Source organism: Streptomyces marianii, assembly GCF_005795905.1.
Taxonomy (GTDB): domain Bacteria; phylum Actinomycetota; class Actinomycetes; order Streptomycetales; family Streptomycetaceae; genus Streptomyces; species Streptomyces marianii.
In genome coordinates, this window is sequence record NZ_VAWE01000001.1 from 2,618,615 (window position 1) to 2,639,801 (window position 21,187).

General features: G+C 68.4%; 20 protein-coding genes and 1 pseudogene. 8 read left to right on the top strand and 13 right to left on the bottom strand.

Translation table 11 applies throughout. From position 1 onward, the window contains the following. Positions 1-112 precede the first annotated feature (112 nt). The 3 genes from FEF34_RS42785 to FEF34_RS11725 are packed head-to-tail and all read right to left on the bottom strand — an operon-like array spanning position 113 to position 2,494. Positions 113-721 carry an 8-oxoguanine DNA glycosylase OGG fold protein gene (locus tag FEF34_RS42785; protein ID WP_325063630.1) on the bottom strand — a complete coding sequence of 203 codons (609 nt, stop codon included), beginning with the start codon at positions 719-721 and terminating at the stop codon, positions 113-115. A 25-nt stretch (positions 722-746) separates the two neighbouring features. Next, a complete protein-coding gene (locus FEF34_RS11720; protein ID WP_138051381.1) occupies positions 747-1,244 on the bottom strand; it encodes an HAD domain-containing protein in 498 nt (165 codons plus the stop codon). Beyond that, entirely contained in the window at positions 1,241-2,494 is a 1,254-nt protein-coding gene (locus tag FEF34_RS11725; RefSeq protein WP_138053128.1) for an IS256 family transposase, read from the bottom strand. The genes FEF34_RS11720 and FEF34_RS11725 overlap by 4 nt, the downstream gene beginning before the upstream one ends. An 853-nt stretch (positions 2,495-3,347) precedes the next feature. Here FEF34_RS11725 and FEF34_RS11735 point away from each other — a divergent pair. Then, positions 3,348-3,662: a hypothetical protein gene (locus tag FEF34_RS11735; protein ID WP_138053130.1), complete on the top strand. Its 315-nt coding sequence runs from the start codon at positions 3,348-3,350 to the stop codon at positions 3,660-3,662. 333 nt (positions 3,663-3,995) lie between these two features. Here FEF34_RS11735 and FEF34_RS11740 read toward each other — a convergent pair whose 3' ends face one another. The 3 genes from FEF34_RS11740 to FEF34_RS11750 are packed head-to-tail and all read right to left on the bottom strand — an operon-like array spanning position 3,996 to position 5,191. Continuing rightward, positions 3,996-4,316 (bottom strand): hypothetical protein, encoded by a 321-nt coding sequence (locus tag FEF34_RS11740; protein WP_138053131.1) that lies wholly within the window; start codon positions 4,314-4,316, stop codon positions 3,996-3,998. A gap of 4 nt (positions 4,317-4,320) precedes the next feature. After that, a complete protein-coding gene (locus tag FEF34_RS11745) occupies positions 4,321-4,641 on the bottom strand; it encodes a hypothetical protein (protein WP_138053132.1) in 321 nt (106 codons plus the stop codon). Continuing rightward, on the bottom strand, positions 4,631-5,191 hold the full coding sequence (locus tag FEF34_RS11750; RefSeq protein ID WP_171052918.1) for a bifunctional DNA primase/polymerase: 561 nt from the start codon (positions 5,189-5,191) through the stop codon (positions 4,631-4,633). Before FEF34_RS11750 ends, FEF34_RS11745 begins: the two co-directional genes overlap by 11 nt. A 385-nt stretch (positions 5,192-5,576) precedes the next feature. Here FEF34_RS11750 and FEF34_RS11755 point away from each other — a divergent pair, with 385 nt between their 5' ends. Beyond that, the gene (locus FEF34_RS11755) at positions 5,577-6,818 is read left to right on the top strand and encodes a hypothetical protein (protein WP_171052919.1); all 1,242 of its coding nucleotides are present in this window, start codon (positions 5,577-5,579) and stop codon (positions 6,816-6,818) included. 212 nt (positions 6,819-7,030) lie between these two features. Here FEF34_RS11755 and FEF34_RS11765 read toward each other — a convergent pair. The 3 genes from FEF34_RS11765 to recD2 form a co-directional block, all read right to left on the bottom strand. Next, positions 7,031-8,256 (bottom strand): IS3 family transposase gene (locus FEF34_RS11765; RefSeq protein WP_407698349.1). Its coding sequence is split into 2 segments (ribosomal slippage): positions 7,031-7,936 and positions 7,939-8,256, totalling 1,224 coding nucleotides; the frame shifts between segments, so codons are not numbered across the junction. Then, complete coding sequence (locus FEF34_RS11770; RefSeq protein WP_234042360.1) at positions 8,138-9,133, bottom strand: aminoglycoside phosphotransferase family protein; 996 nt, start codon at positions 9,131-9,133, stop codon at positions 8,138-8,140. The genes FEF34_RS11765 and FEF34_RS11770 overlap by 119 nt, the downstream gene beginning before the upstream one ends. A gap of 637 nt (positions 9,134-9,770) precedes the next feature. Beyond that, positions 9,771-12,089 (bottom strand): SF1B family DNA helicase RecD2, encoded by a 2,319-nt coding sequence (gene recD2, locus FEF34_RS11775; protein ID WP_171052920.1) that lies wholly within the window; start codon positions 12,087-12,089, stop codon positions 9,771-9,773. Between the two features lie 268 nt (positions 12,090-12,357). Here recD2 and FEF34_RS42015 point away from each other — a divergent pair, with 268 nt between their 5' ends. The 4 genes and pseudogenes from FEF34_RS42015 to FEF34_RS11795 all read left to right on the top strand — a co-directional run bounded on the left by FEF34_RS42015 (position 12,358) and on the right by FEF34_RS11795 (position 16,322). Beyond that, the gene (locus FEF34_RS42015; protein WP_199800662.1) at positions 12,358-13,395 is read left to right on the top strand and encodes an SEC-C metal-binding domain-containing protein; all 1,038 of its coding nucleotides are present in this window, start codon (positions 12,358-12,360) and stop codon (positions 13,393-13,395) included. A 186-nt stretch (positions 13,396-13,581) separates the two neighbouring features. Continuing rightward, positions 13,582-13,877: pseudogene (locus tag FEF34_RS11785) on the top strand (helix-turn-helix domain-containing protein); the annotation flags it as partial. Positions 13,878-13,966: 89 nt separating this feature from the next. Then, positions 13,967-15,484, top strand: a complete 1,518-nt coding sequence (locus FEF34_RS11790; RefSeq protein ID WP_138053136.1) for an AAA family ATPase — start codon at positions 13,967-13,969, stop codon at positions 15,482-15,484. Between the two features lie 286 nt (positions 15,485-15,770). After that, complete coding sequence (locus FEF34_RS11795) at positions 15,771-16,322, top strand: GNAT family N-acetyltransferase (protein ID WP_138053137.1); 552 nt, start codon at positions 15,771-15,773, stop codon at positions 16,320-16,322. 40 nt (positions 16,323-16,362) lie between these two features. Here FEF34_RS11795 and FEF34_RS11800 read toward each other — a convergent pair whose 3' ends face one another. The 4 genes from FEF34_RS11800 to FEF34_RS11815 all read right to left on the bottom strand — a co-directional run bounded on the left by FEF34_RS11800 (position 16,363) and on the right by FEF34_RS11815 (position 19,895). Next, on the bottom strand, positions 16,363-17,292 hold the full coding sequence (locus FEF34_RS11800; RefSeq protein WP_199800663.1) for an IS3 family transposase: 930 nt from the start codon (positions 17,290-17,292) through the stop codon (positions 16,363-16,365). Beyond that, a complete protein-coding gene (locus FEF34_RS11805) occupies positions 17,289-17,633 on the bottom strand; it encodes a transposase (protein ID WP_138053139.1) in 345 nt (114 codons plus the stop codon). Before FEF34_RS11805 ends, FEF34_RS11800 begins: the two co-directional genes overlap by 4 nt. A gap of 57 nt (positions 17,634-17,690) precedes the next feature. Continuing rightward, the gene (locus tag FEF34_RS11810; protein WP_138053140.1) at positions 17,691-19,268 is read right to left on the bottom strand and encodes a serine/threonine-protein kinase; all 1,578 of its coding nucleotides are present in this window, start codon (positions 19,266-19,268) and stop codon (positions 17,691-17,693) included. Positions 19,269-19,394: 126 nt separating this feature from the next. Continuing rightward, on the bottom strand, positions 19,395-19,895 hold the full coding sequence (locus FEF34_RS11815) for an ATP-binding protein (RefSeq protein ID WP_138053141.1): 501 nt from the start codon (positions 19,893-19,895) through the stop codon (positions 19,395-19,397). Between the two features lie 110 nt (positions 19,896-20,005). Between FEF34_RS11815 and FEF34_RS11820 the strand changes: the two genes are divergently transcribed. Both FEF34_RS11820 and FEF34_RS11825 read left to right on the top strand, forming a co-directional pair. Beyond that, positions 20,006-20,890 (top strand): helix-turn-helix domain-containing protein, encoded by an 885-nt coding sequence (locus tag FEF34_RS11820; RefSeq protein ID WP_407698272.1) that lies wholly within the window; start codon positions 20,006-20,008, stop codon positions 20,888-20,890. Continuing rightward, complete coding sequence (locus FEF34_RS11825; RefSeq protein WP_138053142.1) at positions 20,887-21,153, top strand: DUF397 domain-containing protein; 267 nt, start codon at positions 20,887-20,889, stop codon at positions 21,151-21,153. The genes FEF34_RS11820 and FEF34_RS11825 overlap by 4 nt, the downstream gene beginning before the upstream one ends. The last annotated feature ends 34 nt before the right edge of the window (positions 21,154-21,187 follow it).

Consider the following 21,187-nt stretch of genomic DNA (forward strand, 5'->3'; position numbering starts at 1 on the left):
CGGTGAACCATGGTCAACAGCGGACCGATCTCAGGTGAGGCGCAGCCTGCCAGCGGGACGTCCCTTCTGGTCAGAGCACGGAAGCGGCCGGAACCCCCCGTGATTCCCAAGCTCAGGTCTCGTCTACGCGACCGTTCCGATGGAAGAGGAGCCACTCAAGCCAGTCCGGCGTGACGCCAAGAGACGAGGCCCAGTCGTGCATGGCACTGACGTAGGTGACGTATCGGGTAGGCCAATGGCGGGTGCCAGCCGCCTTCCAGCTCGACCACCCAAGGGCGTTCAGCGAACGGAAAACCCGATCGTCGAGGATCAAGGCCCTTTCACATGTGGCTTCGCGATCATCTACTGCCGCGAACCACTTGGTGAAGAAGGATCGTCCCACTCCCTTCAGCACGAACTGCCGGTAGGCCCCGCTCAGGTCTCCGCTTCGGATGGCATCGCGCGTAGCCCCGAGGACTCTGGACAAGCGCGGGTCGGACAGGGCTGCTTCGGTGTACCGCGGCCCGCGTCCGTTGGTGGTGCCTGAGCCCCAGACCATGACAGCTACGAACAGGTCACGCAGGCCGTCGTCGTCATCACCAGCGAGGTCACGGAGACGGGCCAAGTCGCTCCGCTCGATGAGACGGTCACCGGCCGGCGCACCCGGGCATTCAACGCCGATATCGAGTACATGCGCTGCCCCGTACGACGCCAACCGCGGGTGCCACGGAGCAATTGTCAATTCCTGTGGATCACCGTGGGGAGCCTCAAGTGGCCCGCAGCCATTGATCGAGAACTGTGAAGTCTTCGTTGGTGAGGCCGCGGGACGACGCGATGCGGTGGAGGAAGGCCGGAGCGGGGTGGTTGGTGGACACCCAGTCCCGATCGGCGTCGGTGATCTCGTCATCGACCCAGATGAACGGGCGTCCGCCTGCCCATGCCGCCAGGGTTCGGGTCTTCCAGTGGAGCCCGAACCACTGGTCCTCGCGTTCCTGCGCGTCGGAGGGTTCCGGCCAGTGCACGACCGGCAGCGGCGGCAGGCCGAGCAGCGGTGCGATGTCGGTGTTCGCCGTCTCCTCCCACGTGGTGGCCCAGACCAACTCGCACGGCAGTGCCGCGAGGCGCGGTCCGAAGCGCGGGTCGAGCCGCATCAGGTGCGAATCTGTCGTGGTGCTTGACGGCTCGCGCTGCGAGCCGTCACCGAACGGGAGGAGAGGTCCGTCGACGTCCAGGAACAGCAGCGGGAGTTCCTTGGGCTCACTCATGCCGCAACCTCCCGCTCACGCTCGACCAGGACGCCACGTTCGAAGCGGGCGCCGCTGCGGACGAGGGCGACGAGGTGGGGTGCGGTGATCGCGCGCCAGCGGGCCTGGGCGGACTCGGCGAGCTTGAACACCATCGCCAGGGCCGCGGCCGGGCTGTCGGCGCCGCGGGTGACCTTGGTCCGCAGCTTCACCGTGCTGAAGGTCGACTCGATCGGATTCGTCGTGCGCAAATGGACCCAGTGCTCGGCCGGGAAGTCGTAGAACGCCAGGAGTTCATCGACGTCGTCGGTGATCTTCTTGACGGCCTTGGGCCACTTCGCGCCGTAGGAGCGCCCGAAGTCCTTCACCGCCTTCTCGGCGTGGTCGCGGTCCTCGGCGTTGTAGATCTCCTGCAGTGCCTTCTTCGCGCCGGGCTGGGCCGATCCCGGTAGGGCGTTGAGCACGTTGCGGGTTTTGTGAACCCAGCACCTTTGATGTCTGGCCTGCGGAAACACCTCGGTCAGCGCCCGCCACAGCCCCATGGCTCCGTCGCCGACGACGAGCTCGGGATCGCGCATGCCGCGTCGGCGGCAGTCCCGCAGGAGGTCGGCCCAGGACTCGGTCGACTCGCGCAGGCCCTCAGCGAGCGCGATCAGCTCCTTACTGCCGTCGGTACGCACGCCCATGAGGACCAGGACGCAGGAGCGGGCCTGGCCGAGGCGGACCTTGGGGTGGACGCCGTCAGCCCACACGTACACGTAGTCGGCCCCGGACAGGTCCCGCTCCTGGAAGGCGGCGTGATCGTCGCTCCACTGCTTGGTCAACCGAGTCACCGTGGCCGACGAGAGCCCAGCGGCCGAGCCGAGGAACTGCTCCATCGCGGGCACGAAGTCGCCCGAGGACAGACCGTGCAGGTAGAGCAGGGGAAGGACCTCGCTGATCTTCGGGGACTTCCGGCACCAGGGGGCGAGGATCTTCGACGAGAACCGCTTGCGCTCGCCCGTCTCGCCGTCGACCCGCTTGTCGTTCACCCGCGGCGCCTTCACCACGATCGGCCCGGCGGCGGTGGCCACCGTCCGCTCGCGGTGGTGGCCGTTACGGACCACCAGACGGCGACCCGCCTCGTCCCGCTCACCCGCCAACTCGGCTATGTACTGGTTGACTTCGGCCTCCAGGGCCGCGGCGAGCATCCGGCGGGCGCCCTCACGGACGATGTCGTCCATCAGGGAGCCGCTCTGGGTGGTGCCGTCCTCGTTGACTACGCTCAGCACGGGCGTGCCTTCCCGACCCGCGCTGCAACGCGGGCCTACTCGATGACCAGAAGTCGATCACTCGGGAAGGTACGCCCTTCGCGTTCCGCGAGGCACCCTCCCGGGTCCGATCCACAGGTCTTGAGCATTGCTCGCCACGTTCCTGGACGGAACCACACGGGCTTCTGTACACATTCGCCGTAGCGGTCAACGAGCCTCTGAAGCTGCTCCACCATGTTCCCCCTGGCCATGACGACGGCATGCCGTGGGCCGTAGCGTATGGGAAGCCGACCGTGCACACAGGCGAACGACCTCTTACACGGTCTCCTGGAACACCGACGAACACGCACCCGCGACTGTACCGACTCGCGCGCGCATGGAGCTTTCACACCGCTGGCTATGCGCCCTACCCATGGCTTGCAGGGCGCTGCACGCTGAGTGCCGGCCGAGTCTTCGAGCGGACTACCGGAGGGCGAACGGTGGGCGAGTGGAAGCAGAGCAGGTGCGGCTGGCCGACGGCGTCTGGAAGGTGTTGCCAGAACAAGACGCTGAAAGGCACCTCACGCTGCTACCTACACCAAGGTGACTGGACGAAGCGCGGGCAGGCCGAACTGAAGAAGAGGGTCAGCAAGCGCCGCAAGAAGTAGGGCACGGTCGGAGGTGAGTGTCTATCTGCGTGACAACGCCCCCGGGTAGCGGCGAACGAGCGCGGACACGTACGGACCATCGACGCAGGTGAGGAGCACACCAACCCCAGGCACAGCCGCCATCCAAGTTGCTTCGGGACGAAGAGGTCGCGTGTACGGTCCTGTCGGAGTCAGGGGTGCGACGACTCTCTATTGCCCTACCATCCGGCACACCGCATCCTCGGCGTATGCCGGTTTCTCCTGCTACTCGTGATCTTTGCCGGTCCGTCTTCGCGTCGGACGTGATAGAGCTGGCCGTTATGGCCCTGGGGACCTACACCGGGCCAGATGAGACGTGGGTTCACCAGGCTGCCATCAGGCTCAGCGAAGGAGAGCTCCACCGCCTGGCCCACTGGTTGGACGAGGCCGAGCGAAACTCGGACACCTTCCGCTGGTACGCCAGCGAGCCCGCCAACGTGTCACCCGAAATGCACCGGTTCGCGGTCGAGTTCACCAACGCGCTGATGGACAAGGATGTACCCAAGCCGCCAGGGCAGCAGTGAGCACCGTGCCAGATAGCGCGGTGACCACGGGGAACAGCGGTCACTCACCCAGCATGTCCGTCATGCCATCATGCCGCTGCGCAGCAGGTCAGCGCGCCTATCGAGCGCGGAGGACCCAAGCTTCCCAAGCTGATGTCATGCGCGGCCTGCCGTTCGTCCGGGCTGCGGCGCTGGGGCGCCGGTCCCGGCCGAGCGGCAGGCCGGGGAGCCCACCGGAGATCATCGAGAAAGCAGAGAGCCCCTGCGGCAGTGCCGAGGCACGATGTCGCAAGGGGCCCGGGTCATCTGAGTCCGGAACTACTTCAGGAGTGAGGCGAAGCCGGCGGCCGGGGTTCAGGCAGCAGGCGCCTCCCGTCGAGTAGTCATTGCCGGTTCACACGTCGGGTCACGGCGCTCCGTTTCCAGTCCTGCCCTGATGAGCCGCGCCAGCAACTCGGCCGCCTCAGGGCGAACCGCCCCGAGCTGCACCAACCCGGCACCCGAGACGTTGACGTCGGCCGCCAGGCCGGGGAAGTCGGAGTCCAGTCCGAGCAACACCAGTTGATCCGCCAGAGTGCTGGCGCTTCGCCGAGCGCGGTTCCAGCCGCGGACGTAGGGCACGCCAGGCGTCAAGTCCTCCGCGCGCTTGGCCACCACTCCTCGCCGGTCGGTCATGACGTCAGGTCCTTCCCTTGTGCTCATTGGTAGTGATCTGCTCAGCTTCAGCGCCGTCGAGGTCCGTGCCGAAGCCACTTGCCAGCGCCAGGCGCAAGAGCTCCGCGAGGCGTTCGGCCGTGTCGGGGGACACCCGGCCCAGTTCAACGAGCCCGTGCCCGAAAGCATTCAAGTCTGCGCGCAGGTACGGGAAGTCCTTCTCCAGACCTGCGCGCACGAGGACGTCCCGTAGTGCGGTAGTGGCATTTCTGGCCGCATACCATCCGTCGCTGTCGAGGGGCGACCACGTGGCGAAGTCGTGCCCGCTGGTCGGCTCATCCCGCATCGGTGGTCGTCTCCTCGAGGAGCGCAGCGACCGCCGCGTACGGCGTCGGGTACTGCTCGTCGAAGCGGTCGATCCTCGCCAGGAGTTCCGCAGAGGCCGCAAGAACCGTCGCGAGGGCGACTGGGCGCAGCGGGTTGGCCTCCGGCCGGCGCGTCGGTGCGCGGAGCCACTGGTAGCGGTCCGCGGAAAGCGGGATGGGGCCGGGCACTACGACGGCTGACCCATGGTCGAGGTACCTGTACATCGGCTGGGAGGGCGTTTCCCCTGCAAGGAAGTGCGTGAAGGTCTCGCGGCTGTTCGAGCCGAGGAAGAAGCCGACGCGCTGCGCCTTGCGGTCGACGACCGACGGTCCGAACGGCAGGCCACTGCGCAAGAGCCGGTCGAACATCTCCAGGCCGAGTCGCTGGTCTACGCTCACCACGTCGAAGAGGCGTCCCGTCGTGAGCAGGCAAGGCATTCGCGGATCATCCGCCCAGATCTGCCGACACTGCGCGCGATCGTCCGCCGCCGCTGACAGCCATTCCATGCCGCGCCTGGTCATCCTCTGCATGACGTCTCACCTTCAGTCGGACCACGTTGCGGCTCCGGTGCCGCAGCGCTTTCAGACTTCCGGTCCGGCCCCTGGCCAGGGCAGATGACGAGAGGTGACGGGGGATGACGCGTCCACACATCATGCGTCATCCCCCGTCCTCCCCCTCCCTTGCAGATGAACTCCGGTTACTGCCTGCACGAAGCGATGACCAGCACGTACATTCAGTAACAGAACCCCGAGTCGTCGCACCGGCATCACGCAGGGAGTGAAAGGCGCCTTGAAGCCGAGCAGTGTCCGCTTACATGAAGCTCGTACGGGCCGGGGCTGGAGCCAGCCACGATTAGTAAGGGAACTACGGCAGGCTGCCGCGCAGCGCGGCCACCAACTCCCGTCGGATGCCAGCGTGAAGCGCCGTATCGCCAGTTGGGAGAACGGCCACAGCGCGCCGGACGACTTCTACGGCCCGCTTCTGTGTGACGCCTTCAGCACCAGCGCGGCCGAACTCGGTTTGAGTCACGGAGAAGTCGCAGACAGCGCTCTACTCGACGCCGCCTATCCCGCCAGCCCGGATGACGCCATTCGGACGGTCGGCCAACTGTGGCGCGCCGATCTCAACCAGTACGACCCGTTACTCACCGCGGAACCGTCCCAGCCCGCGTGGAACGAAGCGTCCCTCCGATGGTTGGTCGCGCCCCAGCCCAGCATCCCCCAGCCTCGTACGGAAGGCGCGCGAGTCGGTCTCGGCGACGTGGCAGCCATAAAGACCACGGCGGACATGTTCGCCCAGCTCGATGACCAGTTCGGCGGAGACCACGCCCGTCATTCAGTCATCCAGTACCTCAACAACGATGTGGCCCCACTCCTGCGGGGCCGATACACCGAGCAGGTAGGACGGGCCCTCTTCTCCACCGTGGCGGAAGCGACTCTCCTGGCCGGCTGGATGTCCTACGACGCCTGTCACCACGGACTCGCGCAGCGGTACCTTCTCCAGGCTCTCCGGTTCGCCCAGGACGCCAACGACCGTCGGCTTGCAGGCAGCATCCTGTCCGCGATGAGCCACCAGGCGACGTTCATGGGGCGGTACGCTGAGGCCGCCACTCTCGCTCGAGCCGCCCTCATGGGCATCTCTCCGGTGGCAACGCCGACGTTGCGGGCGCAGTTCCATGCGATGGAGGCCCGAGCCCTGGCGCGCACCGGCGATGTCGCTGCGTGCGAGACCGCACTGAGCGCGGCTACCAAGGCACTCGAAAGCCGGAACAACGAGGACGAGCCGGAATGGATCAGCTACTTCGACGAAGCCGAGCTTGCCGCCGAGGCCGCGCACTGCTTCCGTGACGTGAACAGCGCCCGCCGAGCCGTCGCCCACGCCGAGAACGCCATGAGCGGCAGCCACGTGCGAAGCGACTTCTTCGCGACCATGGTCCTGGCCGACGCCCACCTACGGGCCGGGGACGTCGAGGAGGCCTGTCGCGTTGCGCTCGACGCGTTGGATCTCGGAGAACAGCTCAAGTCAGCCCGATGCACCAGCTATCTCGCCGAGTTCCGCCGCAATCTCAGCGCGGCCGGCAGAAGCAGCGCGGCACGTGAGCTTGCCGAGCAGGCCCGCGAACACAGGTTGTGGATCGCCTCGGAGCAGTACAGCTGACCATGCGGTGACTCGGGCTCGTCCCGGTCGTCCGGGTCGTCCTCAGAAGGGTTGCCACTCTTCGCGTGCCTCGCCCGTCCGCAGTGACCGCACCCGCCGGGTGAACTCGACGGCAGAGCGTTCACTCGTACCGGCCTGGCGGCCGACCCATGCCACCATCATCAGTTCTCGGAGGGGCCTTGGCCCCGAAGGGTGGACACCTGTTCGTGTCGTTATACGGCAAGCGTCAGGGTAGCTGACTGCTGTTCGTAGGCGATCGGTGCCTGCTGTCCGTTCGCCGAGTGCCGTCGCCGGGTGTTGTAGCGGGTGGTCCAGCGGAAGACCGCCAGGCGGCAGGCACGGGCCCCGTCGAAGCGGCGGGCGCCACGGAGCGTCTCGCGTTTGAGGGTCGCGTTGAACGACTCGGCGAGGGCGTTGTCCGCGCTGGTCCCGACCGCGCCCATGGACTGCTTCACCTCCAACTCGGCACATACGGCCGCGAATTCACGGGAGCTGTACTGGGCTCCGTGATCGCTGTGGAAGACGGCGCCGGCCAGGCTGCCCCGCGTCCGGACGGCGGCCCGGAGCGCGTCGGTGACCAGCGAGGTGCGCATGTGGTCGGCGACCGACCAGCCCACCAGCCGCCGCGAGAAGCAGTCGATCACGGTCGCCAGATACAGGAACTCGCCGTCGCCCACCGGCAGGTACGTGATGTCGCCGACGTACTTCGTGTTGGGTGCGCTCGCGGTGAAGTCGCGCCCCAGCAGGTCGGGCATCGCTGCGGCGGATGGTTCGGGCACGGTGGTGACCTGGCGCTTGCGCAGCCGCAGCCCGGCGATGCCGTACTTGCGCATGACCCGTCCGACGCGCTTGTGGTTCACGCGCTCGCCGTCCTCGCGCAGATCGGCGGTGATACGGGGCCGGCCGTAGGTGCCGTCCCATTCGGCGTGCACGGCCCTGATCCGCTCGGCGAGAGCGACGTCGGCCTGTTCACGCGCGGCGCGGGCCGCGCGGCCGGCCCGCCACTTGTAGAAGCTGGAGCGGGCGACCTCCAGCACCTGACACAACCGCTTCACGCCCCAGGCGCGGTGATGGTCCTCGACGAACTGGAAGCGGCTGGTCACCAGGTCATCTCTTGTGCGAAAAACTTCGTCGCCTTGCGGAGAATATCCCGTTCGGTGGCGAGTTTCTGCATCTCCTTGCGCGCTGCCGCCAGCTCCCGGCGCAGGGCCTCGTTCTCGGCCTGAAGCTCCTCGGCCGTCGGCGGGGAATCCACCGTGCTCTTCTCCGTGCTCGTCGTGCTGCCCCCGCCGCGGCGGGCCCGTTCGGCCCGCACCCAGTTACGCAGCGTCTCGCGGCTGATCCCCAGATCTTTGCCGATGCCCTCGAAGGTGTGGCTCGGGTCCGACAGGTACAGCGCGACAGCGTCCGCCTTGAACTCGGGCGAGTAGACCTTCATCACCATAAGAGATGCCTCCTACCCGGCCCCTGGCGGGGCCGGGCTCAGAGGTGTCCACCACTCGGGGACAGGTCCCGAGGTCGGCCAAGGTCTCGTAGCCCGGCCAGTTCATGAGGTCGAAGCCGTACCGGTGGACGAACTCCGCGTACTCCCTCTTCGAGTGCCACCCGTAACGGTCGTGGTAGATCGCCGTCAGGATCAGATCCCACTCACGTGGGGCCAGTGCGAAGCCGTCCAGGTCGATGAGTACCGCTTGTCCGTGCCTGTGCCGGAGGATGTTCCCGATGTTGGCATCTCCGTGGATCATGCCGAAGGGAAGGACGAAGTCCAGCCGGTCGTAGTCCTTGGAGAGCCTGGCCGCTCGCTCCTCCAGGAAGGCCCTGTCTTCCTCGGCCACACCGTCCAGTCCGTCGAGGGACGCCGTCAGCTTGGCCATCGGATCGAAGTACGGCAGGCCGAGCGACTCAGGTTCTTCCAGCCAGTGCAGGCGGCGCAGCAGATCGGCCAGCTCGCCGAGCGTCGCGTACTCCTCGTTCTCCTGGACGCTCTCCCAGAAGGTGACCACCAGGCCGCCGACGACCATCGGCTGACTCACCAAGACCGGCACTCGGGCGGCCGGGAAGTTCTCTGTCTCCAGCCACCGGGCCACGTTCACGGCCCGTTCCATCTCCGCCAGCACCGTCGGGTCGCGGGCGATGCGGACAATTACCGGTAACGAAGCGAGGCGGTAGACCGCGTTCGACCCCAGCCGCAGCAACTCGGCGCCGCGGGGGTCGAGTCCGGCCGTCTCGCAGGCCTCATGGAGGACGGGAGCCAGACCCTCCGCCGTGAACTCCGTGCCGCCGTCGACCGGTCCCCCACCGCTGCCCGAGATCATGCTTCGACGATACGGCCCGGAGTCATAGGCCGACAGGTGCCCCACGCAATAGGGGCGTAATGATCTTGCTCTGCACCTGCTGGGCCAGAGCCTCCGGCGCAGGTCAGGACCCCGGTGGAGTCCTGCTCTCACCTGGGCTCCGGAGCCGTGTGCGCAGGTTCGAATCCTGCCGGGGGCACTCCGGATCAAGGCGCTGAACAGCGGAAACGCGGTTCAGCGCCTTTCTTGTGCATACTAAAACGCACACGACCTACTCGGCGACACCCGCTTGGCCCAACAGGGCTGTGACCTGCGATTTTACGGTGCCGGGCGGATGAAAGCCCAAATGTCCAATCCCGCGTATGTCCCGCATGCGGGACATACGCGGGACGGGAAAGAGCGCAAGGCGGAGTCCTCACCGTAGGGCACCTGCCGTGAACTGCGCGTTTGCCAATAGAGACGGTCCGGAAACACACGGAGAAAGAGGCCGTTTCATTTTGGCCGACCGATGCTCGGCACGAATGTCAGCGGCCCGCCATCGCAGCGCGTGCGAGCGTCAGTACCACGAGGCGACGGGTTGCGGCATGCCGGGCGTATGAGCAGGTACGCCACCGCAGGCCAAGGCCGCTGCGCAGCCCCTGGATGGGTCCGCCTCCGTTCAGTCCCAGGTGAGTTGGCCGCTCGGCGTGTGGGCGCGTGGTGCCGGTACGGCGGCCTCGGCGTGATGGATGCGATGAGTGAGGGCGGTGTTGCGGCGCTGGGTGCGGTTGTTGGCGATCGCGCGTTCGACGGCTTCGCTCTGGCCGATGAGCATGGCTCCGTTGCGGGCGCGGGTGACGGCGGTGTAGAGCAGGTTGCGCTGGAGCAGCATCATCCCGGCCGCGCTGATCATGGGGATGATGACGTAGGGGTATTCGCTGCCCTGGGAGCGGTGGACGGTCAGCGCGTAGGCGTGGACCAACTCGTCGAGGTCGGCGAAGGGGTACGTCGCCGCCTCGCCGTCGTGGAAGGTGACGGTGAGCCGGTGGGCTTCGACGTCGACAGCTGTGATGGTGCCGCTGCTGCCGTTGAAGATTCCGGATTCGCCACGGTGGGGGTTGTTGCGGACTTGCTGCACGCGATCGCCGAGCCGGAAGGCGGCACCACCGTGATAGTGCTGCGGCTTGTCGTCGGCCGGAGGATTGAGGTGCTCCTGGAGGCGCAGGTTGAGGTCGGTCATGCCGGCGATGTTCTTCTTGCCGGGGCACAGGACCTGGATGTCCTCCGGGCGGGCCCCGAAGTGCTTCGGCATGAGCTCGCAGACCAGGTCCACCACGCGCTGGGCGGTGTGCTCGGCGGTGGGTACGGGACGATTCCAGAAGACCTTGGGGTCCTCCCTCGGCAGTTCACCGTGCAGGATGCGGTGGGCGTTGATGACGATCGCCGCGCTGTCGTCGTGCTGGCGGAAGACCTTGGTGAGCCGGGTGCGCGGGATGTCCTCGACATCGAGGAGATCGCGCAGCACGCGGCCGGGGCCGACGCTGGGAAGCTGGTCGATGTCGCCGACAAGCATCAGGTGGCAGCCGTTCCGGACGGCGGCGAACAGCCGGCGGGCCAGGGCCAGGTCGAGCATCGATGCCTCGTCGATGACCACCAGGTCGGCGGTCTCCAGAACGCCGGCGTGATCGAAGAGGGAGTCGCCGTCGGGCGGTCTGATCAGCCGGTGCACGGTCATCGCCGCCTGCCCGCAGGTCTCCTCCAGGCGTTTGGCGGCCTTTCCGGTCGGAGCGGCCAGCGCGATTACCGCACCGGCCTCGTCGGCGATGTCGACCAGAGTGCGCAGGGTATGGGTCTTGCCGCAGCCCGGTCCGCCGGTCAGGACCGAGAGAGGGCGGATCAGGGCGGTCAGGATCGCCTGGTGCTGCTCGTCGGTCAGCCCGGCCGTCTCCCGGCCCCTCAGCGCAGCCAGACGCTCGGCCCACGGAGCGAGGTCGGCCAGCGAGGAGGCGGAGCCGAGCAGGCGCCGTACGTGGAAGGCCAGTTGTGCCTCGTCCCGGTGCCGGTGCGCCAGCATGGCGATCTCGGTGTCAGCCACGGTGTCAGTTCCGTCCAGCACGGGTAGCGGCAGCGTCTCCGTGATCACCTCGCCCTGGGCACGCAGCGTCTCCAGCGCGTGACGCAGGACCGCGTCGTCGAGGATCTCCTCGGTCGCCGGATCGTCATCGGTCAGCAGCTGACGGGTACGGACGATCAGAACGCGCACTGGCTGGTGGCAGTGGCCACTGGCTCCGGCTTGGTCGAGTTCATGCAAGAGCGCGGCCTGAAGGCGTGCGTCGCTGTGCTTCGGGATGCCGACGGCGAGGGCGATCTTGTCGGCGTTGACAAAGCCGACACCGCGTACGTCCCGGCACAACCGGTAGGGGGTACGACGGACGATGTGCATCGGGTCGTCGTCGGTGTCGGCGTACGCGGTGTAGATCTTCACTGCGAGCGCCGGAGTGATCCGGAGGCCCTGCAGGAACACCATGATCTCGGCGATGGCCTTCTGCTCCTGCCAGGCCGCCGTGATCCGGCCCAGCCGGACCTGGCCGATCCCGTGCACATCGAGGAGCCGCTGTGGTTCGGCGTCGATGACCTTCAGGGTCCGCTCGCCGAAGGCGTCCACGATCGCCGAGGCGAGAATCGGCCCGATCCCGCAGATCATGCCCGAGGCGAGATAGAGACGGATCGCCCGTTCGTCGGCCGGCACCGTCCGCTCGCACCGCTCGGCTCTGAACTGCCGTCCGTGGCGAGGATGATGGACCCAGGCTCCGTGCAGCCGCAGGCTCTCCCCGGGCCGCACCCCGAAGAGCGCCTTGCCGAGGGCGGTGATGCTTTCCTCACCGCCCGTTGTGGCGGTCAGCCGCAGTACCGTGCGCTCATCGAAACTGACGTGCAGCAAGTGGTCGACCACGCCCTCGATGACTTCCGAGGCGTCCAGGGGCACTTGGTGGGGCACGCGCACCATCTCCAGAGGTACGTACGGCTGCGGATCATGTGGCGCTGCCGGGATACTGCAAGATCAGCATGCGTCCCCAGGTAGCCGTCTGTCGCGCGCTTGAGGAATTCCCTTCACCCCATCGAGTGACATCATCCAGATGGGGGGCCGCCGTGCAGCCGCCGGGGACGGGGCGCGCCCCGGACAATGCGGGCGCGTGTTCCACGAGTGATGCCTCACGAGGGCTCCGCAAGCACCGGGACGCATTGCTTCTCGGTAGGGTTTTCCTGTGAACGAACTCGCTGCCCCTGATGCCCCAACAACCGCTTACGGAGTCTTCCTTGGCACCCAGCGGGGAGAGCCGTCCGCCGCCATGTGCGAACGCTGGGCGGATGAGCACGCCGGTGATCCGGAGGAACCACGGGCACTGGTGGACGCCGGATGGCTCACGGTCCGACACGGCGAGGCCGAGGGGGCTCTGTCTCTGTTCCGGCGCGCCGCCGCCTGCGATGGCGAGTACCGCCTCGACGCCCACGTCGGCATCGTCGACCAGTTGTACGCGCTGGGCCGCGCGACGGAGGCCGAGCACACCCAGGAGGACCTACGGGCTCACCTCGACACCGAACACGCCGGGGAGGCGCGGCTGCGGGTCATCGACGACATGGTCGAGGCGCTGACTGAGGCAGGGCGGTACGAGCGGGCACTTGAGTGGTGCCAGGCGGGCCTGGACCGTATCACCGCAAACGACGACAGCCCGCAGGCGGCCGAGTACCGGCACGGGCTGCTCATCGACCGCGGCTTCCTGCGCGGCGAGTTGGGAATCGAGCTTGACGAGGACGACCTCGCCGCAGAGGCGGAGGCGAACGCCTCCTTCGCGCAGTTCCGGGAGGGGCTGCGGGATGCGCTGTCACAGGGACCGTCGGTGGACGTGCCCGAGGACGGGGAGGCGTTCGACGGGATCGTGCTGCGCTGGGTCCGCGAGGACTTCACTGCCGTCCGCGCCCGATGGCTGGAGTCGACCGCCCACTACGGCGACGACTACGACACCTACGCGGAGCGGCTGCAGCGTGAAGCCCGCGCCTACAGCGAGGCCGGCGCCGCCCGTGTCCGTATGGTCAGCGCCACCCTCGCCGAGTTCGAGGCGTACACGCACCGGCAGGGCCGTGACGCGGACGCGGCGGAGACCCGGCGTTCCTTCGGCGAGTGGTATGCCCTGACGGGACACCCCGAGCGTGTCCTGTTGTGGCCGCCGGCGCGCAACGGCCCGTGCTGGTGCGACTCGGGCCGCAAGTACAAGAAGTGCTGCGGTGCGCCCACGAAGAACTGACGCACGGTGGGAACTGCGGCAGCCGCGAGCCACCGGCAGCTGCGGACGCGACCGGTGACCTGGCAGCATGATCTGCTGTTCTGTCCCGGGAGGTTGTGGACGGTGACGGGGGTCACGGCTGACCGATCTTAATAGGGGTGCGGGCCTTCTGGCCCGGTGTGGATTGCTACATCTGCACCAGCGACAGAGGGCTGGACTCTGCGCCGGGCCGCCGAACGCTTTCCAGGTGTCACCCACGACAGCCCAGGGGTAGGCCACCCACTACCGCGAACTGGGCAAGGCAGGCATGACCGACCGGTCCTCACGCCCTCATCACAGCCCGCGCCGGACTCCGACCCGCACCGAACGGCGCATCATCAGGTGTCCGCGTGCTGCGCCGCTGGGGCCCGGCCCGCATCGCCTACCTCCTCGGGCTGAACCCCGCGACCGTTCACCGGGTCCTCACCCGCTACCGCCTCGCCCGCCTGACCCACGTGAGGAGGCACCCGCAGCGTGCCACCGCGGCCGGACAGCGTTAAGATCAACCCATGCCAATTCTGTATAGGTCTACCTGAACGGAAACGAGAAAGCTGTGGCTGGACAGATCGACAAGCCGGAGCGGCTGCTGGACCGTGATCACGAGTGGTCCCTCCTGAACGACTTCCTCACCGATCCGTCCCCCGAGCTGCGGCTGGCCATCGTCTCGGGGCGGCGGCGGAACGGGAAGTCGTTCCTGCTGGAGGCGCTCACGGAGGCGGTGGGCGGGCTGTACCTGACTGCCGTGCAGGAGGAGGGTCGGGTGCCCGCGCTCCACCGGTTCACCGAGGCGATCGCCGCGCACGCGGGGGTGCGGCCCGGGGCGATGCGGCTGGACGACTGGCGGGATGCGCTCACCGCCGCGCTGGAGGTGGTGAACCGGGCCTCAGGTGCACCGCTGATCGTCATCGACGAGCTGCCGTATCTGATGCAGCACTCCCCGGAGATCCCCGGGTTCCTGCAACTGCTGTACGACCAGTCGCAGTCCGGCAAGGCACCCGGCGGCCGAATCGTGCTGTGCGGGTCAGCGATGAGCGTGATGTCCGAGCTGCTGTCCGGCACCAAGCCGTTGCGCGGCCGGGCAGTGCTGGACCTGCACCTGCCGGCCTTCGACTACCGCACCGCCCGCGCCCACTGGGGGATCGAGGATCCGGCGGTGGCGCTGCAGGTCGACGCCGTGCTCGGCGGTGCCCCCGGCTACCGGCCGCTGGCTGCCGGGCCCGTGCCGCAGGGCGAGGCGGAGTTCGGCCCCTGGGTGGAACGCACCCTGCTGGACCCGGGGCGGGCCCTGTACTCACGGGTGGAGGCGGAATTCCTGCTGCGCGAGGACCCACGAATCACCCACCGCACGCTGTACTACGACGTGCTGTCCGCCGTGGCCCGGGGCGCCTCGACCCCGGCGAAGGTCGGCTCCATGCTGGAGCGCTCCCGTTCCGCCATGGTCGCTCCGCTGGAGGTGCTCGAGTCCACCGGCTGCATCCGCAAGGAGCAGGACCTGCTCAAGGCCCGGCACCCGGTCATCAGCGTGGCGGACCCAGTGATCCGCTTCAACCAGCTGATCACACTGCCAACGGTGGACCTGGTGGAGCGCAGGCGCGGAGCCCAGGTGTGGCAGTCGTCCCGGCCGACGTATCACTCGAAGATTCTGGGCCCGCACTTCGAGGAGACAGCGCGCGAATGGGCCCGCTCCTTCGCCATCGACGAAACAGGGCTGTCGCTCGGCGCGGTGGGCACGGCGGAGATCGCGGATCCGGCCGCCCGGACCAAGCACGAGGTCGACCTGCTCGCCATGGCCCCCGGCGAGCGCCCTCAGAATCCGCGAGCCGCCATCGCACTGATCGGAGAGGCCAAGGCCACCGTCCAACCCCGAGGACTCAAGGACCTCGAACGCCTCGAGCACATCCGGGCCCTCCTCGCAGACCAGGGGCACCGGTCCGATGACGCGCCCCTCGCCCTGTTCTCCCTGCACGGTTTCCATCCCGACGTCATCGACGCCGCCGGACACCGCCGCGATGTCCTGCTGGTCGACATCGGGGCACTGTACGGCGACGGACCCATCCACGGCCTGACATGAATCAGCCAGGGTTGCGTGACTCACGGGGCACCATGAGCCCAGCCCTGGTGATCGACCGGCTCGGGATCGACACCGACCGGCAAACAAAGGCGCGACCGCCATCCCAAATGGGACATTTCATTACCGCGGGACATGCGCGGGACAGCGAGGCTAACATTCCGTCAGATAGCCCGCTGAACTGCTAGTACTCCACCCGTAGATGGTTATGTGCCTTGGGCTTGGGGCTGTCTGCCGCTGGTGAGGAAACTCGGGTGGCCACGGCGCGCTATCTGGGTAAGGTCGGGCAATGCCCGAGCTGAAGCGGCTGCATGCCGGTCATGCCCCGGCGGTCCTGGCCTTCGAGCTGGCGAACCGCGCCTACTTCGCCGCCTCGGTCCCCGACCGCGGCGACGACTTCTTCGACCAGTTCACCGACCGGTACAACGCCTTGCTGGCTGAGCAGGAGGCCGGCATCTGTGCCTTCCACGTGCTCGTCGCCGAGGACGGCTCGGTATTCGGCAGGTTCAACCTGGTCGACATCGAAGACCACACTGCGGAACTCGGCTACCGGGTCGCGCAGCATGTTGCCGGCCGTGGCGTGGCGACCGCGACCGTCCGGGAACTGTGCCGACTGGCGGCGGCCCAGCACGGGCTGCGCACACTGCGGGCGGCCACTGCCCGCCAGAATGCCGCGTCCCAGAAGGTGTTGACCAAAGCCGGGTTCGTCCCTGTCGGCCCGGCAGAGCCGGGCCACCTCGGCGGTGAGCCAGGCACCTGGTATCAGCGCGACCTGGTGTTCCAGCCGGACAGTGCGATCTTGCCGGGGGACCGGCTGAGGGACGGGGACGGCCACCGCTGATCATCGGTGTGTCAATCCCCTGGTTTCGTAGAGACCTCTCCTATGCGGCCTGGCACCTCTGGTCGCTCTTCTTGCGTGCTTCGGTGATGCTCCGTTCGAACTCCTCCGGCGGCAGGCCGCCGGCCGCGCTGTGCCTGCGTCGCGGGTTGTAGAACCCGGTGATCCAGGTGGCGATCTTCAGGCGGGCCTCGGTGCGGGTGGCGAACCGGTGCCGGTGGATGTACTCGACCTTGATCAGCGAGTTGAACGACTCCGCGGCGGCGTTGTCCAGCGCCGACCCCACCCGCCCCATGGACTGCACCACGCCCAGGAGGTCACACAGGGTGTTGTACGCCTCTGACGTGTACTCACTTCCCCTGTCGCTGTGGAAGATCGTCCCGTCCCTTCGGCCACCGCGCGTCGCGGTGGCCATCTTCAACGACGCCCCGACCAAGGCCGCGTCATGGTGCTCGCCCATGGCGTAGCCGAGGCAACGGCGCGAGAACGCGTCGATGACCGTGGCTAGATAGATCTTGCCCTCGCCGGTCTCGATCTCCGTCATATCGCCGTACCAGAGAACGTCCGGGGCCACCGCGTCGAAACGGCGATTCACCAGGTCAGGGGCAGCCTCCCGCTTGCCCTGCCGGGTCAGCGACCGCCGCCTGGGCGGCTTGCGGCCCTGCAGACCGAGCCCGGCCATGATCTCCGCGACCGTGTTCACCGACACCTGCCAGCCCTCCGCCCACAGATCCAAAGTGATCCTCGGCGAGCCGTAGGTGCCGCCGGACTCCGTGAAGAAGTGGATGATCCGCTCCTCCAGCCTCGCCCTCCTGACCACGCGTTCCGTCGGCTCGTCGGGGCGCCGGCGCCACTTGTAGAACCAAGCCTCGCTCACCCCGACCACCCGGCAGGACACCCGGTGCGGGACGCCATGCCCGACCCTCTGGCTACCGATGAAGGCGACCACCGCCTCCGGAGCGTTCTCGGTCACTTCACCCAGAGGGCCATGCATCGCTTGAAGACATCACGCTCCATCTCCAGCTCCCGGATCCGCTTGCTCTTCTCCCCGATCTCCCGGCACAGCCGCTCCAGCTCGGCCCGCTCAGCCTCCCGCACCCGACCGCCACCGCCACTGGCGGCAGTCGGTTGTACGGGCCGGTCCGAGGACGTCGTCCCGTTGCGCCGCCACCGCGACACCCAGCTGTGCAGCGTGCCCGGGTTGATGCCGAGCTCCTCGGCGACCTCGCCGACCGGCCTCCCGGTCTCAACCACGATGCGCACCGCACCCTCACGGAACTCAGCGTCGTACGGCGGCTTCTTCTTGGACCCCATGAACCCCAACTTCCCCTGCAATCACGGGCTCCACGCTACGAGGGGATGGTCACCGGTTCAGGCTCCCTGGCCGTCGAGATCCAGCCTTATCAGCGCCAGCGCCTCGGCGACCTCCGCGGTCAGCTCGTCCGCGGGGCCGTAGACGACGTTCAGGTCGGCGTGCAGCGGTTCGAGGACGACCACGGCGTCGGCGGCCCGGCCCTGGGCGAGCAGCAGCATGCCGATGTCACGGCGGAGTTCGACGGCTTCCTCGCTGACGTCGCTGTCCACGGAACGGACGACGGCCAGTACCGCTTCCAGCGCCGTGAGCGCCTCCGTCACCTGGCCGAGTTCGGCGCGGCAGCGGGCGGCCTGGGCACGGCAGGCGCGGGCCTGCTCACTCGTGGGCCCCGCGATGCGCCCGTACGCGTCGGCGAGCGCCGTGAACTCGGGCAGGGCGGCCCGGTAGTCCCCGCCGAGCAGCCGGATCGCCGCCCGCTGGGTGCGCAGCTCCAGCACCTGCCGGTTCTCGGTGCCGAGGGCGCGGGCGGCCGGTTCGATCACCTCGCTCAGCACCTCCGCGGCCTGCGTGAACCGCTCCTCCTCGAGGAGGGCGTCGGAGTGCGCGTAGGCGTCCTTGATGTCCGCCCTGAGTCCGTCCGGTACGGGGACGGGCGCGGGGGGCTGCTCCCCCGAGGGCGTCGGGGCGGCCGCCGGCCGGGGCCGGGAGCGGGGCGCGTACGGGTGGCGGAACAGCCCGGTCGGGTCCGGGGCGCCGGCCGGGCCCGTCTCGCCGGGCGACGGGTCCTGGCCGGCCCGCGGGAGGAAGGGCAGCAGCCGCTCGTACACCTCCTGGACGTCGGCGGGCCGCGCCTCCGGGGCCTTGCGGAGCAGGTGCAGGACGAGTTCCTCCAGCGCGGCCGGGACCTCGGGGCGCAGCCGCCGCAGCGGGGTGGGGGCCTCGGCGACGTGCTGGTACATGAGCGCGTACTCGCTGTCCGCCTGGAACAGGGCACGGCCGGCGAGCAGTTCGTGCAGGACGCAGCCGAGCGCGTACAGGTCCGTCCGCGGGGTGACGCGCCCGCCGCGGACCTGCTCGGGCGCCATGTACTGGGACGTTCCGACCGGGCTCCCGGTCGCGGTCAGCTTGGTGGCGTCGGTGCGCAGGATGGCCGCGATGCCGAAGTCCAGGACCTTCACGGTCCCGTCGCGGGCGACGAGGACGTTGCCCGGCTTGAGGTCCCGGTGGATCACGGGGACCTCGTGGGCGTGCGACAGCACGGTGGCCACCTGCGCCGCCACGGCCACGGCCCAGCTCACCGGCAGCGGCCGGGCCGGGTCCACGTAGGCGGACAGCGGGGCGCCCTCGACCAGCTCCATGACGAGGAACAGGTGCTCGTGGGTGTCGTCGAGGACGGCGTCGTAGACCTGCGGCACACCGGGGTGCCGGATGCGGGCCGTGATCCGGGCCTCGCGCCGGAATCGCTTGGCGAGCTCGTCCGCCAGCTGCGGCGAGGTGACGGCCTGGGACCGGATGAGCTTCACCGCCACGGGCCGGTCCAGCACGGAGTCGTAGCCGCGCCAGACGTCGCCCATGCCGCCGTGGCTGAGCTCCTCCAGGAGTTCGTAGCGTCCGTCGATGATCCGCTGCGGCACCGTGCCCCCGCCCCGTGGTGTTGCTGTCGCCGACGTGCTACCCGAGGTGGTGTCGGCCGGCCCGACATGTCGGAACCAGTGTGGTGGGCGTGGCGATCTTCCGTCCAGGGAAGCGTACGAGGTCTGTCACATCTGGCCGAGAACCGTCTGTGCGTCGAGGTTTCGCCTGTCGTATTCCGCCCACACGACCTTGCCGGGCGCCGCGCAGAGCCGTGGGCCCCAGCCCCATCGGTCGGCGAGGGCGGCGACGAGGAGCAGACCGCGCCCGTCGGTACGGTCGGGGCCGGGGAAGTGCTCCGCGGGTTCCGGGAGCCGCTCGCCGCGGGTGTCGGCCACCTCGATCCGCACGGTGGAGAGCGGCTGTACGAGCACGGTGAGCCGCACCAGGAAGTCCCGGCCCGGTACCCGGCCGTGGTGGACGGCGTTCGCGCTGAGCTCGGCCACCAGGAGAGTCACGGCGTCATGCTCCTCGGTGCCGTACGGGAGCCCCCAGGCGTGCAGCCGCTCCGCGCACAGCCGGCGGGCGAGCCGGGCGCCACGGGGCGTGGAGGTGAAGCGCATCTCGAAGTGGTGTGCGGACGTGGTTGGTTGGGTGGGGTGAGCAGTGCTGGTGGGGTTGTTCGTCATGGCTCCACGCTGAGCCGTGGTGGCGTAGCGTGACCATGGGTGACGCGCCGTCGCGTTCCGCTTGTACGCGGGCGGGCGGTGCGGTGTACGCGCGCGGAAGGGTGGCGGCGGTGCGGGACGATGACGCGGGGGCCGGACGGGAGCCGGTGGAGCCGCTCGGGGCGGCGGAACCGGCGGGACAGCGGCCGGAGGACGAGCCCGGGCAGGGTGTGGTCACGGCGTTCGGGCGGCAGTTGAAGTTGTTCCGGACCCGGGCCGGGCTGGAGCGGGCGGAGTTCGGGAAGCTGGTGGGATACGCGGCGCAGTCGGTCGCCTCGTTCGAGCAGGGGCGGCGTATCCCGCCGTCCAGGTTCATCGACCGCGCGGACGAGGTACTGGACGCGGGGGGTGTACTCAAGGCGCTGAAGGAGGAGGTGGCGCGGGCGCAGTATCCGGCCTTCTTCCGGGACGCGGCGAGGCTTGAGGCGGAGGCCCTTGAGTTGTTCCTGTACGCGACGCAGGCCGTGCCTGGGCTGCTGCAAACGGAGGAGTACACGCGCGCGCTTCTCGCTATGCGGCGACCACTGTTGGATGAGGCCACCATCGAACAGCGCGTTGCCTCTCGGGCAGCCAGACAGGACATCTTCGGCCGATGGCCTGCCCCACTGATGAGTTTCGTCATCGATGAGGCAGTGCTGCGGCGCCCATATGGTGGGACAGTTGTGCTGCGCGGTGTGTTGGAACAGATTCTTCTCATCGGGCAGAAGCGCAATGTCGAGATCCAGGTCATGCCTGTCAGCCGCGAGGACAACGCGGGGGTCGACGGGCCGTTCACTCTGATCACGACCAGGACCGGTGACCACGTGGCGTACCTGGAGGTCCAGGGGCGCAGCATCCTGCTCACAGATCGCAACGAGGTCCGCTCTGTGGCGGCGCGTCATGGGATCATCCGATCGCAGGCGCTCACGCCTCAGGAGACCACGGAACTCGTCGAGAAGTTGCTGGGAGAGCTATGAACACGGCACGAACTTCACCCAAGGAACCGGAACTCCTGTGGCGGAAGAGCAGCTACAGCAGCGGCGAGGGCGGTCAGTGCGTGGAGGTCGCCTGGCGGAAGAGCAGCTACAGCGGTGCTGAGGGCGGCGAGTGCGTCGAGGTGGCCGCCACCCCCGGCACCGTGCACGTCCGCGACTCCAAGCAGCTCGGCGGGCCCGTGCTGAGCGTGAGCCCCCAGGCATGGGCCGGGCTCGTGGAGTTGGCGGCCGAGCAGACGGCCTGACACGGAAGGGGGCCTCGTACACCGGCGAGGTGTA

Excerpts from the sequence above, each read along its gene's own strand:
- FEF34_RS11815 (WP_138053141.1), bottom strand. The coding sequence starts at position 19,895 with ATGACGAACAACCCCACCAGCACTGCTCACCCCACCCAACCAACCACG.
- FEF34_RS11770 (WP_234042360.1), bottom strand. The coding sequence starts at position 9,133 with ATGATCTCGGGCAGCGGTGGGGGACCGGTCGACGGCGGCACGGAGTTC.
- FEF34_RS11735 (WP_138053130.1), top strand. The coding sequence starts at position 3,348 with ATGCCGGTTTCTCCTGCTACTCGTGATCTTTGCCGGTCCGTCTTCGCG.
- FEF34_RS11740 (WP_138053131.1), bottom strand. The coding sequence starts at position 4,316 with ATGACCGACCGGCGAGGAGTGGTGGCCAAGCGCGCGGAGGACTTGACG.
- FEF34_RS11745 (WP_138053132.1), bottom strand. The coding sequence starts at position 4,641 with ATGCGGGATGAGCCGACCAGCGGGCACGACTTCGCCACGTGGTCGCCC.
- FEF34_RS11825 (WP_138053142.1), top strand. The coding sequence starts at position 20,887 with ATGAACACGGCACGAACTTCACCCAAGGAACCGGAACTCCTGTGGCGG.
- FEF34_RS11750 (WP_171052918.1), bottom strand. The coding sequence starts at position 5,191 with ATGCAGAGGATGACCAGGCGCGGCATGGAATGGCTGTCAGCGGCGGCG.
- FEF34_RS11795 (WP_138053137.1), top strand. The coding sequence starts at position 15,771 with ATGCCCGAGCTGAAGCGGCTGCATGCCGGTCATGCCCCGGCGGTCCTG.
- FEF34_RS11720 (WP_138051381.1), bottom strand. The coding sequence starts at position 1,244 with ATGAGTGAGCCCAAGGAACTCCCGCTGCTGTTCCTGGACGTCGACGGA.
- FEF34_RS11805 (WP_138053139.1), bottom strand. The coding sequence starts at position 17,633 with ATGGGGTCCAAGAAGAAGCCGCCGTACGACGCTGAGTTCCGTGAGGGT.